Genomic DNA, 12,063 nt, shown 5'->3' on the forward strand with positions numbered 1-12,063 from the left:
CACGATACGCATTTGGGCAAGGCTCGGCAACACGGATCTGGGTCGCCGGGCGGCCCGCCCGAGGGCCCGCGCATGGCGCGAAAACGCTTGCCGTGCGGGGATTTGGCGGGGATCATCGCGGGAATTTGAGCAAGAGCGGACCCGCGCCCATGCAGATCACCCTGCCCCCCGAGGGGCTCTACCTGCACCTCGGCGCGCATCGCACCGGGACCGGCTCCTTCCAGGAGTTCCTGGCCTCGAACGAGGACGCCTTCGCCGACATGGGGATCAACCTCGCGGTGGCCAATCGCGACGGCTTGAGCCCGGGCTCGCTGCGCCTGCGCCTGCCCGACGCGCGCCACTTCCGGCGCGGCGAGCTGGAAGAGCGCGCGGTCCTGCGCGACGAGGCGCTCTCCGAGGCGCGGGTGAACCGCCGGGCGCGGACCTTGATCTCCGAGGAGAACATCCCCGGCAGTTTCAACGCGATCTTCGCCGATGCCCCCTACCGCGCTGCGCGCGAGCGCATGGGGTTTCTGAAGGCGGCGCTCGCGCGTCCGGTGCGCCGGGTGGTCTTCGTGACGCGCAGCTACGACAGCTTCTACCCTTCCGCCTACCGCAAGCGCTGCGAGTTCCGGAAGATCGCGCCATTTTCCGACTATGCGCCGCGGTTCCTGGCGGCGGCGCGCGGCTGGCCCGAGCTCATCGCCGACATCCAGGCGGCGCTGGCCTCCGAGAGCCTGGTGGTGCTGCGCTACGAGGACCGGCCCGATCACGCGGGGCTCCTGCGGGCGCTGATGCCGGAGTTGTCCCAGGAGGGGCTCACGCCGCTCGCCCGGCGCTACAACGTCTCGGCCAGCGATGCCGCCTGCCACGCGATCCAGGCGGGTTTCTCGGCAGACCCGGGCCAGACGGCCCGCCAGGTCCGGGCGCTGATCCGCGCGCACGCCGAGGACCGGAGCGCGCCGCCCATCGCCGCTTTCACCCCCGAGGAGGTCGGTGTGCTGCGCGAGCGCTACAGCCGCGACCTCGAGGTCGTCGCCGCCATGCCCGGCGTGCGCCTGGTCACCGCGCCGCAGCCCGCGGCGGGGTGAGGGGTTGGGGCGTGGTTGAGGGTGGTTCGGTCGTGGTCGGTGAGGATTGACCTAAGACCGACCGGGGCTGACCTCTGGCACTGAGTGTCCGGCTGCCGCCCTGCCCCCTCACCACCCATCCCAACAGAGGGCGCGCGCCGGACCGGGGGCCGGCGCTTCTGACATCCGAGCAAAGCACTTTATCCCGGCAAGGTCAGGGCTAGGGGGGAGCTATGCGCGCCACCCCAAGGAGCGCCGGCCCAAGGGGCCGGTCCGGCGCGCGCCCGGCATCTTCGATGCTATTCGGGCGCAAGAGGCGCGGGGTGAGAGGGAGCCACACAAGACCAACCGCCGCAACACACCCCTCCACCCCACAACATGAGCCCGGCTCACCAAGACGGTGAGCCTTTTTCCGATCCCCGCCTGTGGCACTCCGCGCCCGCGCCGCTATGCTGCAGGAGGTCGCCCAGTGACCGCCGAGGGTCGAAAATCGACCCTGACGGCGCGCGCTTTCTCGATATGGCTCGACCACCACGGAAGGAACGGCTCATGCCCGACGTCACCATCGTCTATTGGCGCGATATCCCCGCCCAGGTCATCGTCGGCCGGGGCCGCCGCGCCGAGAAACGCCCGCTCGCGGAGCGTTTCGAACAGGCGATCGACCGCGCGGCGATGAAATCCGGCGCGGCCGAGACCGACGCCTATCTCGCCGAATGGCGCAAGGGCGCGCCCTACCCCGTGGATGGCAGCCCCGCCGAGGCCGCTGCGGCAGAGGCCGCGCGGCTCGAGGCGGAATACGATCAGCCGCGTCTGAAGGCGCTGATCGACAACCATGGCCGGGATTAGAAACCCGGTCCGGCGCGCGACGGAGGTCCTCATGGCGCTTCTTCCCTTCCGCAAGACCAAGACCCCGGCCCCCGGCCCCGAGCGCGGCGCGCTCGCCGCCTTCATGGCCGGCCATTCCATCGAGGTCATGCCCCGGACCGCCGCCAAGATCGCGGACTTCCGCGCGCTCCTGGCGCCCGGCACCCGCGTCTACATCGCCCATATCGACGGCACGCCGATCGAGGAGATGGTCGAGACCGCCCGCCGCCTCGCCGCCGAGGGCTTCGAGGTCATGCCGCATTTCCCCGCCCGGATCATCCCCGACCGCGCCACGCTTCAAGACTGGATCGCCCGCTACCAGGGCGAGGCGGGCGTCACCCAGGGGCTGATCCTCGCCGGCGGGGTCGCCTCGCCGAAAGGCGCCTTCGACAGCTCCATGCAGCTTCTGGAAACCGGGCTCTTCGATGCGGCGGGCTTCACCCGGCTGCATGTGGCCGGCCACCCCGAGGGCAACCGCGACATCGACCCCGATGGCGGCGAGCGCATGGTCATGCAGGCCGCGCGCTGGAAACAGGACTTCTCCGAGCGCAGCGACGCGCAGATGGCGCTGGTCACCCAGTTCGCCTTCGAGGCCCAGCCGATCATCGCCTGGACCGAACGGCTCGCCGCCGAGGGCATCCGCCTGCCGGTGCATGTCGGCCTCGCCGGGCCCGCGAAGCTGCAGACGCTCATTCGCTTCGCGGTGGCCTGCGGCGTCGGCCCCTCGCTCCGGGTCTTGCAGAAGCGCGCCATGGATGTGACCAAGCTGGTGCTGCCCTATACCCCCGACGAGGTCGCCCGCGCGCTGGCCGCGCACAAGGCGGCCCATCCCGAAAGCCTCATCGAGGCGGCGCATCTCTTCCCGCTCGGCGGGATCGGCCCGAGCGCCGACTGGCTGCGCGACCTCGAGACCACGGCCCGGGCCCGCGCCCGCGGCGGGTCGTGACGCGCCCCTGACCGGAGACCCGATGCCCGCCCTTCTCTTCGACCTCGACGGCACCCTCCTGGAGACCGATCCGATCCATATGGCGGTGTTCCGCGACATGATGGGATCGCGCGGGCTCGCGGTCGACGAGGCCTTCTACATGCGCCACGTCCACGGAAGGCTGAACGTCGACTTCTTCGCCGAATTCCTGCCCGACGAGCCCGACCCGCAGGCGCTGAGCGACGCCAAGGAGGCCGAGTTCCGCCGCCGCCTGCCGAAGCCCTATCCCGCCATGCCCGGCGCCAAGGCGCTGATCGCCCGGGCCCGGGCCGAAGGCTGGGGCCTGGGCGTGGTGACCAATGCCAACCGGCTCAACGCCGAGGCCATGCTGGAGGCCACGGGGCTCGCCGAGGCCGTCGACACGCTGGTCATCGGCGAGGAATGCGCCCGCGGCAAACCCGACCCCCTGCCCTACCAGGAGGCCATGCGCCGCCTCGGCGTCACCCCGAACCACGCCATGGCCTTCGAGGACAGCCCCTCGGGCACCCGCGCGGCCCGCGCCTCGGGCGCGCTGACCCTGGGCATCCGCTCGAGCCTTTCCGACGCGGCGCTGCGCCAGGCCGGCGCGCATCTGACACTGGCGGATTTCACCGATCCCGCGCTCGAGCCCGCGCTCGCGCGCCTCACCCATCCCAAAGGAGCTTTTGCCACATGACCCGGACCATCCTGGAGTCGCAGACCAAGACCGCGATCATCGGGTTCGACGAGCCGTTCTGCGTGATCGGCGAGAGGATCAACCCCACCGGCCGCAAGAAACTGGCCGCCGAGCTCGAGGCCGGCGATTTCTCGACCGTGGAGAAGGACGCGCTCGCCCAGGTCGCCGCCGGGGCCACGGTGCTCGATGTGAACGCCGGGGTGGTCTACAACTCCAACCCCAACCCCAACGAGACCGAGCCGCCGCTGATGCGCAAGATGATCGAGCTGGTCCAGGGGCTGGTGGACGTGCCGCTCTGCATCGACAGCTCGGTGCCCGGCGCGCTCGAGGCCGGGCTCTCGGTGGCCCATGGCCGCCCGCTGGTCAATTCGGTCACCGGCGAGGAGGAGCGCCTCGAGGAGATCCTGCCGCTGGTGAAGAAATACAACGTGCCGGTGGTGGCGATCTCCAACGACGACACCGGCATCTCCGAGGACCCCGAGGTGCGCTTCGCGGTGGCCAAGAAGATCGTCGAACGCGCGGCGGATTACGGCATCCCGGCGCATGACATCGTGGTCGACCCGCTGGTCATGCCGGTCGGCGCCATGGCGACCGCCGGGCTGCAGGTCTTCGAACTGGTGCGCAAGCTGCGCAGCGAGCTTGGCGTGAACACCACCTGCGGGGCCTCGAACATCTCCTTCGGACTGCCGAACCGCCACGGCATCAACAACGCCTTCCTGCCCATGGCCATCGCCTCGGGCATGACCTCGGCGATCATGAACCCCGTGGCCCTGCCGGTGCCCGCCTCGAAGATCGCCGAGAAGCGCGCCGAGGTCGAGGCCGCTGGCGTCACCCTGCCCGAGGGCATGGACGACGAGACCTTCTGCCAGCTCTTCGGGCTGGGCTCGACCAAGGCGCGCCCGGGCAAGGAGATGGAGGCGATCCGCGCGGCCAACTTCCTGACCGACAACGACGCCTCGGGCGCGGCCTGGATCCAGTTCAACCGCCCCGCGGGCGCGGGCGGCGAAGCGGGCGGCGGCCGCCGCCGGCGCCGCCGCGCCTGAGGCGCGCGGGGCGCGCCTGGCGCGGGTTTTGTGAGGGCCTCTCTGGGTTTTGCTTGTTGGACAATTGATGAGACGGTGCGGGCGCCTTCGGGCGCCCGCGGCATGTCTGGCCCTCGGCGCGCGTTGCGCGTCTCGGGGCGGGGTAGAGGGCGCTGCCCTCTCTTGGCGGCTTCGCCGCCAATTCACTCCCGAGGTATTTTTGCCAAGTTGAAGCAGGGGGGTGGCGCGAGGGGGCCTCGGGCTGGGCTGTGGGGGATTGGCTGCGGGAGCCTTGGGAGGAGAAGGACGGTGCGTCGGGGCCGGGGCTTGGTGGTGCGGATGAGGCTGGGCCGGGTGTGGTGGTTGGTCCGGGCGCGCGGGGGAGCGGGCCGGGCCTGGCCCGGTGTCGGCGCGCGTGGGGGCGGCGCGCGGCCCGGACGGATAGCCGGCAGTAATGGCGGGGATAGACCGCAGTAGTCGCGGCAGCGCCGACCGCCGGCGCGCGGCTTATTCCGCGGCGCTGCGCTTCTTCTCTTTCCGGGCTTTCTTGGCGGCGACGGCTTTCTCGGCCAGGTCGCGGGCGATGGCGAAGGCGCCCTGGATCTTGTCCTTGTCGCTCTTCCAGTCGCGGCGCACCACAATCTTGTTGTCCTTGACCTTGGCCAGGCCCTTCTGCGCCTTGAGATAGGCCACCAAGCCCTCGGGATCGGCGAACTTGTCGTTGTGGAACTGCACCGTCGCGCCCTTGGGGCCGCCGTCGAGCTTGGCGATGCCGGCCTTCTTGCACATTGCCTTGATGCGCACGATCAGCAGGAGCGTGTTGACCTCTTTCGGCAGCTTGCCAAAGCGGTCGATCAGCTCGGCGGCGAAGCCCTCGAGCTCGACCTTGGTGGTCAGCGAGGAGAGCCTCCGGTAGAGCCCCAGCCGCACGTCGAGATCGGGCACATAGGCTTCGGGGATCATCACCGAGACGCCGAGGTTGATCTGCGGCGACCATTGCTCGTCCATGTCGCTGATGCCCTCGACCTCGCCGGAGCGGATCTTGGCGATCGCCTCCTCGAGCATCGACTGGTAAAGCTCGTAGCCCACGTCGCGCATCTGGCCCGACTGCTCCTCGCCGAGGAGGTTGCCGGCGCCGCGGATGTCGAGGTCCTGGCTGGCGAGCGAAAAACCCGCGCCCAGCGTGTCGAGCGAGGAGAGGACGCGCAGGCGCTTCTCGGCGGTGGCGGTCAGCCGCGCGCGCGGCTTGGTGGTCAGATAGGCATAGGCACGCGCCTTGGACCGGCCGACCCGGCCGCGGATCTGGTAGAGCTGCGAGAGCCCGAACATATCGGCGCGATGCACCACCATGGTGTTGGCGGTGGGGATGTCGAGGCCGGATTCCACGATGGTCGTGGCCAGGAGCACGTCGTATTTGCCGTCGTAGAAGGCGTTCATCTTGTCGTCGAGCTCGCCCGCGGGCATCTGACCATGGGCCACCACGAAGGACAGTTCCGGCAGCTGCTCGCGCAGAAACTCCTCGATCTCGGGCAGGTCCTTGATGCGCGGGCAGACGTAGAAGCTTTGCCCGCCGCGGTAGTGCTCGCGCAGGAGCGCCTCGCGGATGGTGACCGCGTCGAACTCCGAGACATAGGTGCGGATCGAGAGCCGGTCGACCGGCGGCGTGCCGATGATCGACAGGTCCCGCACGCCCGAGAGCGAGAGCTGCAGGGTGCGCGGGATCGGCGTGGCGGTCAGGGTCAGCACGTGCACATCGGTGCGCAGCGCCTTCAGGCGCTCCTTGTGGGAGACCCCGAAGTGCTGTTCCTCGTCGACGATCAACAGGCCGAGGTTCTGGAACTTCACGTTTTTCGACAGGAGCGCATGGGTGCCGATGACGATGTCGACGGTGCCCTTGGTGAGCCCCTCGCGGGTCTTCTGCGCCTCCTTGGTGGAGACGAAGCGCGACAGGGCACGGACCTCGAGCGGGAAGCCGCGAAAGCGTTCGGCGAAGCTCTGGTAGTGCTGGCGGGCAAGCAGGGTCGTGGGTGCGATCACCGCCACCTGGACGCCGGACATCGCCGCGATGAAGGCCGCGCGGAGCGCCACCTCGGTCTTGCCGAAGCCCACGTCGCCGCAGATCAGCCGGTCCATCGGGTGGCCGCTGGTCATGTCGGTCAGCACGTCCTCGATGGCGCGCAGCTGGTCGTCGGTCTCGTGGTAGGGGAAGCGCGCGAGGAAGGCGTCCCAGGCGCCCGTCGGCGGATCGAGCACCGGTGCTGTGCGCAGCGCGCGTTCGGCGGCGATGCGGATCAGCCGGTCCGCCATCTCCTTGATGCGTTCCTTGAGCCGGGCCTTCTTGGCCTGCCAGGCGCCGCCGCCGAGCTTGTCGAGAAGCCCCTCCTCGTGGCCGTAGCGCGACAGGAGCTCGATGTTCTCCACCGGCAGGTAGAGCCGCGCGCCCTCGGCGTATTCCAGCGTCAGGCATTCATGCGCGGCGCCTGCGACGGTGATCACCTCCATGCCCTGGAAGCGGCCGATGCCGTGGTCGACATGCACCACGAGGTCGCCGGGGGTGAGCGACTGCGCCTCGGTCAGGAAGTTCTCGGCGCGGCGCTTCTTCTTTGGGGCGCGGATCAGCCGGTCGCCGAGCACGTCCTGTTCGGAGATGACGGTGATATGGCCTTTGCCCTCGGGGCCCCAGGGGCCCTCGAAGCCGTGTTCCAGCGCCCAGACCGCGAGATGCAGCCCGCGCTTGCCGATCCGCGTGCCGTCGCCGATCGGGATCGCCTCGGCCAGGCCCTCGTCCTCGATCAGGCCAGTGAGGCGCTCGCGGGCGCCCTCGGAGTAAGAGGCGATGACCACCGGGCCCGCCTCGAGCTTGGCGGTGACGTGATGGGCGAGGCTGCCGAAGAGGCTGACGCTTTCCTGCTGGCGTTCGGGGGCGAAGTTGCGCCCGAGACGCCCGCCGGCATCGGCGGTATGGGGCCCCGAGGCCTGCGGCAGGGGCGAGAACTGCACCCGCCGGCGGCCCGCGACGGCGGCGTCCCAGCCGGCCTCGTCGAGATAGAGCAGCTCGGGCGGGGCCGGCTTGTAGACGCTGTCGATGCGGGATTTCTCCTGCATGGCGAGGCGCCGGGTCTCGTATTGGTCGGCGATCTGGTCCCAGCGGGCGATCCGCGCCGGGGCGCTCTGGTCGTCCAGAAGGACCGGCGCGCCGGGCAGGAAGTCGAAGAGCGTCTCGAGGCGCTCGTGGAAGAAGGGCAGCCAGTGTTCGATACCCTGGTGCTTGCGCCCGGCGCTGACCGCCTCGTAGAGCGGATCGTCGGTGCCCGCGGCGCCGAACTCGATGCGGTAGTTCTGCCTAAAGCGGGTCACCGCGGCCTCGTCGAGGATCACCTCGGAGACCGGGGCGAACTCCACGACCGAGAGCTTCTCGGTGGTGCGCTGGCTCGCCGGGTCGAAGCGCCGCGCGCCGTCGAGCACGTCGCCGAAGAGATCGAGCCGGACCGGCCCGCCCTCGCCCGGGGGGAAGACGTCGATGATGCCGCCGCGGATCGCGTAGTCGCCGGGCTCCATGACCGTGGGCGCCTGGGAGAAGCCCATGCGCACCAGGAAGGCGCGCAGGGCCTCCTCGTCGATGCGCTGGCCGACCTCGGCGGTGAAGGCGGCCTCGCGCAGGACCTCGCGGGCGGGCAGCCGCTGCGTCGCGGCGTTGAGCGTGGTCAGAAGCACGAAGCGCTCAGGCGCGCCATGCACCAGGGTCGCCAGCGTCGCCATGCGGGCGGCGGAGATATCGGCGTTGGGCGAGACCCTATCGTAGGGCAGGCAGTCCCAGGCCGGGAAGGAGATCACCGGCATCTCGGGCGCGAAGAAGGCCAGGGCGTCGGCCATGCGCTGAAGCCGCTTGTCGTCGCGCGCCACGAAGATGACCGGCCCTTCGGCCCGGGTGATCTCGCGCAGGACCAGGGTCGCGTCGAAGCCCTCGGGCGCGCCGCCGGTCAGGATGTCTCTGTCGCCTGCCATGGCGGGCACATGGCGCGCGATGCGGCCCGCGTCAACCGGGGAAGGGCCCGACCACCATGTTCTGATACATGCCCCAGAGCGCGGTCACGAAGATCGAGACCATGCCGATCGCCTGGACCGCGATCCGGTGCCGCGCGAGCCGCCGCCGGAGCGGGGCCCCGGAGAGCCGCTGGGCGGCCAGGATATGGGCGGTGCGCAGGCTCAGGAGGCCCACGAGCGACATCGGCAGGCCGAGGAGGAAGAGCGCCTGGGCGAACTCCACGTCGAACCAGAAGCCCGAGACCCCGAGGCCGGCGAGCAGGAAGGTGCCGATGGCGGTGATCCAGAGCCCGGCCTCGTGGCCGATCAGCAGGAGGCGGTTGACGTTGACCCGGACCATGTCCTCGAGGTCGGTCTGTGCCTGGCCGCCGCGGCGCGCGGCGCGGCCGACCATGTCGAAGGGCACGCCGAGGACCCAGTGGCTGGCGGTCGACCACATCACCGCGAGCGCGATCCAGAACCAGAGGTTCGAGAAGGACCGCATGTCGATCACTTCGAGGATGGTGAGGTGCCAGTCCAAGCCTGCTCCGTCGCCTGTGGGTCGTCGCGCCTCTGGGTACGCTGGCACGGGGCTCGACCCGCGCCTGTCCCTTATTCCCGCTGCGCGGCGTGATGACAACGGATTTTGGGGGGATGGGACGGTGGTGAGAGGTCGGGGCGGCAGGGATGCCATAGGGGGGGATGGTTGGGGTGGTGGGCGATGGCGGTGACGGCGGCGCGGCGGTGATGGCTCAGGGTCGGTGGGATGGCGGTGGTGATGGATGTGTGTGGGGATGGCCGGTGTGGGCCTTGGCCCAGAGCGGTGGGAAGATGTGAGGGGAGGCAGCGCTTGCAGACTTGGGGCCGTGCCCCTGCTCTTAGCGACTGGCTGCGCGCACTCCGGACTGTGGGCATCCGAGCGGGACGGCGCCCTGCCCTGTGGGGCTTACGCGCCCATACCGCCACCCCATCTTCCGCCCGAGGCTTGGTGCCCCTCCCGCCCCGGCCTCTCGCGCCACGCCAAATTCCCCGCGTGACCCGCGCCCGAACAGCACCGAAGGTGCCGGGCGCGCGCCGGACCGGCCCCTTGGGCCGGCGCTCTTGTGGGCGAAGCGCATAGATTGCCGCTAGCCCTGACCTTGCTGGGATAAAGTGCTTTGCTCGGAGGTCGGCAGCGCCGGCCCCCGGTCCGGCGCGCGCCCTCTGGTGCGAGAGGTGAGAGGGGTGCGGCGCTCGGGTTGTTGCAGTCTCGGCGGAGTGTGATGCCGGGCTGGCGGGCAGGTGGCCGTTTGCGTCTTGGCTGGATGTGGCGGGTTGGCGGCAGAGGGCTGATTACGTCCCGCCTGCGTGTGACGGGCTGGCAGCAGATCACGTTGCGGGCTGCGGGCCAGGTTTCCTGGGCTGACAGGCCAATGCCATTCTCAGGCAACCCGCGTGTCGGTGCAGATGCACAGGCCCCGGCACCACCCACCAGAGCGCCACCCGCAAATGCGGCCGCAGCGTAGAGCACAGCGCCAACGCTCTAGCTCCAGCACCTCCCGCCACAGCGTCACCCCCAACCCCGCCCCCAAGCACTGGACTTCCCGCCCGCCCTTGTGCACCCAATGGCGCAACCCGAGCCACATGAGGTGCCCGTCCCATGACGCCCGTCCAAGCCCCCTACCCCGCCACGCGCTTCCGGCGCACCCGGCAGAGCCCGGCGCTGCGCGCGCTGGTGCAGGAAACCAGCCTCGCGCCCTCGGATTTCATCTGGCCGATCTTCCTGCGCGACGGCGAGGACCTGGCCGAACCGGTGGCCTCGATGCCCGGGGTGCAGAGGCTCTCGGTCGACCGCGCGGTCGCGGCGGCGCGCGAGGCCCGGACGCTCGGCATCCCGGCGATCTGCCTCTTTCCCTATACCGATCCCGCGCTGAAAACGCCGGGCTGCGAGGAGGCCTGGAACCCCGAGAACCTCTCGAACCGGGCGACCCGCGCGATCAAGGAGGCGGTGCCCGAGGTCGCGGTGATGACCGACGTGGCGCTCGATCCCTACAACTCCGAAGGCCACGACGGCTTTGTCGAGAACGGCGAGATCGTCAACGACCGCACCGTCGAGGCGCTGGTCAGACAGGCGCTCTCCCAGGCCGAGGCCGGGGCCGACATCATCGGCCCCTCGGACATGATGGACGGGCGCATCGGCGCGATCCGCGCGGCGCTCGAGGCCGAGGGCCACCAGAAGGTCTGCCTCTTGAGCTATGCCGCGAAATACGCCTCGGCCTTCTACGGGCCCTTCCGCGACGCGGTCGGCGCCTCGGGCGCGCTCAAGGGCGACAAGACCACCTACCAGATGAACCCCGGCAACACCGAGGAGGCGCTGCGGCTCGTCGCCCGTGACCTCGAGGAAGGCGCCGACATGGTCATGGTGAAACCCGGGATGGCCTATCTCGACATCTGCCACCGGGTGAAAGAGGCCTATGGCGCGCCGACCTTCGCCTACCAGGTCTCGGGCGAATACGCGATGCTCGCGGGCGCGGCCGAGCGCGGCTGGCTCGACGGGCCGCGGGTCATGCTCGAGAGCCTCCTGGCCTTCCGCCGGGCGGGCTGCGACGGGATCCTGACCTATTTTGCCCCGGAGGCGGCACGCGCCCTCAACGGCTAGCGGTTTCATGCCGAAAGTGCCCAATATCGGGTGACAACACCCCGCCATAGGCGTAACTTTGCCGCGATCCGGCGCAAGACCGGGCGGGCGCGGCGCCCTTCGGCCCCGCGCGGCAAGAGAGACACAAGGCCGCCCAGAGGCGCGGCCCATCGAGAGGCGAGCAGGACGATGACGAAGATTTCCCGCCGCGGTTTCACCCTCGCGCTCGGCGCGACGGGGCTACTGGCGGCCTGCAACAACGGGGTCGGATCGAACGGGGCCGCGCGCATCGACGCGCGGGTCGATACGACGCTGAACATGCTCTACGCGCAATACCCCGGCACCACGCAGCTGCGCGACAAGGCCGCCGGCATCCTGGTCATGCCGCTGGTCACCGAGGCCGGTCTGGGCTTCGGCGGCGCCTATGGCCGCGGCGCGCTGCGCGTCGGTGGCGGCACGGTGGATTACTACTCCGTGGCGCGCGCCTCGGGTGGCATCCAGATCGGCGCCCAGCAATACGCCCATGTGCTGTTCTTCATGACCCAGGAAGCGCTCATGGGCTTCCGCCGGTCGCCCGGCTGGTCGGCGGGCGCCAACGTGGAATACGCCATCCCCGAGGGCGGCGAGACCCTGGCGGCGGAGACGCTGACCTCCACCGCCCCGGTGATCGCGGTGATCTTCGGCCAGGCGGGCTTCCGCATCGGCGCGACGCTCGAAGGTTCGAAATACACCCGGATCATTCCGTGAGATGATAGGGACGCGGGGGGGGGGGGGGGGCCCCCCGGGGGGGGGGGGGGGGGGGGGGGGGGGGGGGGGGTGGGGGGGGTGTGGTTGGGGCGGGTGTGGTG

At 70.2% G+C, this 12,063-nt stretch carries 9 protein-coding genes; 7 read left to right on the forward strand and 2 right to left on the reverse strand.

Annotated features, from left to right (window positions below):
- Positions 1–149: 149 nt before the first annotated feature.
- The 5 genes from LR948_RS17515 (at position 150) to LR948_RS17535 (ending at position 4,596) form a co-directional block, all read left to right on the forward strand.
- Positions 150–1,070, forward strand: coding sequence for a hypothetical protein (locus LR948_RS17515; protein WP_232755385.1), 921 nt, complete (start codon positions 150–152; stop codon positions 1,068–1,070).
- A 528-nt stretch (positions 1,071–1,598) separates the two neighbouring features.
- Positions 1,599–1,895 carry a virulence factor gene (locus LR948_RS17520; protein WP_232755386.1) on the forward strand — a complete coding sequence of 99 codons (297 nt, stop codon included), beginning with the start codon at positions 1,599–1,601 and terminating at the stop codon, positions 1,893–1,895.
- Positions 1,896–1,926: 31 nt separating this feature from the next.
- A complete protein-coding gene (locus LR948_RS17525; protein WP_232755387.1) occupies positions 1,927–2,859 on the forward strand; it encodes a methylenetetrahydrofolate reductase in 933 nt (310 codons plus the stop codon).
- Positions 2,860–2,881: 22 nt separating this feature from the next.
- Positions 2,882–3,553, forward strand: coding sequence for an HAD family phosphatase (locus LR948_RS17530; RefSeq protein ID WP_232755388.1), 672 nt, complete (start codon positions 2,882–2,884; stop codon positions 3,551–3,553).
- A complete protein-coding gene (locus LR948_RS17535; protein WP_232755389.1) occupies positions 3,550–4,596 on the forward strand; it encodes a methyltetrahydrofolate cobalamin methyltransferase in 1,047 nt (348 codons plus the stop codon). The genes LR948_RS17530 and LR948_RS17535 overlap by 4 nt, the downstream gene beginning before the upstream one ends.
- 486 nt (positions 4,597–5,082) lie before the next feature.
- Here LR948_RS17535 and mfd read toward each other — a convergent pair whose 3' ends face one another.
- Together mfd and LR948_RS17545 are read right to left on the reverse strand one after the other, a co-directional pair.
- Positions 5,083–8,580 (reverse strand): transcription-repair coupling factor, encoded by a 3,498-nt coding sequence (gene mfd / locus LR948_RS17540; protein ID WP_232755390.1) that lies wholly within the window; start codon positions 8,578–8,580, stop codon positions 5,083–5,085.
- Between the two features lie 31 nt (positions 8,581–8,611).
- Positions 8,612–9,139, reverse strand: coding sequence for a component of SufBCD complex (locus tag LR948_RS17545; RefSeq protein ID WP_232755391.1), 528 nt, complete (start codon positions 9,137–9,139; stop codon positions 8,612–8,614).
- 1,098 nt (positions 9,140–10,237) lie between these two features.
- On the opposite strand from LR948_RS17545, the gene hemB reads away from it, so the two are divergent.
- Together hemB and LR948_RS17555 are read left to right on the forward strand one after the other, a co-directional pair.
- Entirely contained in the window at positions 10,238–11,236 is a 999-nt protein-coding gene (gene hemB, locus LR948_RS17550) for a porphobilinogen synthase (protein ID WP_232755392.1), read from the forward strand.
- A gap of 168 nt (positions 11,237–11,404) precedes the next feature.
- Entirely contained in the window at positions 11,405–11,962 is a 558-nt protein-coding gene (locus LR948_RS17555) for a YSC84-related protein (protein ID WP_232755393.1), read from the forward strand.
- The last annotated feature ends 101 nt before the right edge of the window (positions 11,963–12,063 follow it).

It is taken from the genome of Roseivivax sp. GX 12232, assembly GCF_021272185.1.
Classification (GTDB): domain Bacteria; phylum Pseudomonadota; class Alphaproteobacteria; order Rhodobacterales; family Rhodobacteraceae; genus Roseivivax.

Coding starts and splice junctions, on each gene's coding strand:
- LR948_RS17515 (WP_232755385.1), top strand. CDS start 150: ATGCAGATCACCCTGCCCCCCGAGGGGCTCTACCTGCACCTCGGCGCG.
- LR948_RS17520 (WP_232755386.1), top strand. CDS start 1,599: ATGCCCGACGTCACCATCGTCTATTGGCGCGATATCCCCGCCCAGGTC.
- LR948_RS17525 (WP_232755387.1), top strand. CDS start 1,927: ATGGCGCTTCTTCCCTTCCGCAAGACCAAGACCCCGGCCCCCGGCCCC.
- LR948_RS17530 (WP_232755388.1), top strand. CDS start 2,882: ATGCCCGCCCTTCTCTTCGACCTCGACGGCACCCTCCTGGAGACCGAT.
- LR948_RS17535 (WP_232755389.1), top strand. CDS start 3,550: ATGACCCGGACCATCCTGGAGTCGCAGACCAAGACCGCGATCATCGGG.
- mfd (WP_232755390.1), bottom strand. CDS start 8,580: ATGGCAGGCGACAGAGACATCCTGACCGGCGGCGCGCCCGAGGGCTTC.
- hemB (WP_232755392.1), top strand. CDS start 10,238: ATGACGCCCGTCCAAGCCCCCTACCCCGCCACGCGCTTCCGGCGCACC.
- LR948_RS17555 (WP_232755393.1), top strand. CDS start 11,405: ATGACGAAGATTTCCCGCCGCGGTTTCACCCTCGCGCTCGGCGCGACG.